Source organism: Moorena sp. SIO4E2 (genome assembly GCF_010671945.1).
GTDB classification, from domain to species: domain Bacteria; phylum Cyanobacteriota; class Cyanobacteriia; order Cyanobacteriales; family Coleofasciculaceae; genus Moorena; species Moorena producens.
Genome location: NZ_JAAHIE010001419.1, coordinates 1 through 1,058 on the forward strand (window position 1 = coordinate 1; position 1,058 = coordinate 1,058).

1 protein-coding gene and 1 pseudogene are annotated in these 1,058 nt (G+C 44.8%); both read left to right on the plus strand.

Annotation, left to right across the window (positions count from 1 at the left end; genetic code table 11):
- Positions 1 to 209: 209 nt before the first annotated feature.
- Positions 210 to 797: a serine O-acetyltransferase gene (locus F6K37_RS44125; RefSeq protein WP_287257446.1), complete on the plus strand. Its 588-nt coding sequence runs from the start codon at positions 210 to 212 to the stop codon at positions 795 to 797.
- Between the two features lie 28 nt (positions 798 to 825).
- Positions 826 to 1,058: pseudogene (locus tag F6K37_RS44130) on the plus strand (hypothetical protein); the annotation flags it as partial.

Here is a 1,058-nt window from a genome sequence, read left to right on the forward strand (position 1 = left end):
CTTTTAGCTTTTGAATAAAACAGGTAAGCATTGGTTTAATCTGAGTTACGTCAGCTGACCGCTGACCGCTGACCGCTGACCGCTGACCGCTTACAATTCCCGATTCCCGATTCCCGATTCCCGATTCCCGATTCCCGATTCTAAATTCTAAATTCTAAATTCTAAATTCTAAATTCTTCATTCTAAATTCTACATTCTAAAAACAGATGATGGTGACGCCAACAGATTTAACGGCAAATTCTACCCAGCAAAAAACCGATAATTTGGGACTTTGGCAACAAATTAAAGAAGATTGGAAGGCCCATGGTTGTGATTGGACTAAGCCTGGATTTCGGGCTGTGGCGGTGCAGCGGTTTGGAGTCTGGAGAATGAACATCGAGCCGAAGTTACTACGGGCTCCGTTTAGTATTCTCTACCGAGCATTATATCGGAAAGTTCGTAATACCTATGGCATTGAATTACCTTACACCGTAAAGCTTGGTCGCCGAGTAATTATTGAGCATCAAAGTGGGATTGTGATTCATGGGGATTGCACTATTGGTGATGATACTATCCTACGTCAAGGAGTAACTTTGGGTAATCGTTATTTAGATCGTCCTTTGGATGCCCCCACCTTAGGAAAAAGTGTCAATGTTGGGGCTGGTGCCAAGATTTTTGGCAAGGTTACTATCGGTAATGGGGCAAATATTGGTGCTAATGCTGTAGTTTTGTCTGATGTACCTGCTGGCGCAACGGTAGTGGGAATTCCTGCTAAAGTTATTAAGGTGCGTTCTTTAGATGAGAACGGCTCTAGTTGAGATGTCAACAAACGAAGACTAACCACAAATGAACCGCCGTCGCATTCTCAAAACTGGACAGCCTTACAGCTTTAGCCAATATTTTGACCTTCCCTTTACCCTAGAAGATATCTTGGCTGAATTTGACTGTACCCTTGTGCGATCGCATATCGATCTTCCCCGTCAGCCCTTCACTGCTGCTATTGAACCCCTGCTGCACCAACTCCAGCGTAACCGCAAGCGCATTGAGCTGATCAACGAAACTGCCCGTCGCGAAGCCCT

Bases quoted from the DNA above. Each gene is read 5' to 3' on its own strand.
- F6K37_RS44125 (WP_287257446.1), top strand. From the start codon at position 210: ATGGTGACGCCAACAGATTTAACGGCAAATTCTACCCAGCAAAAAACC.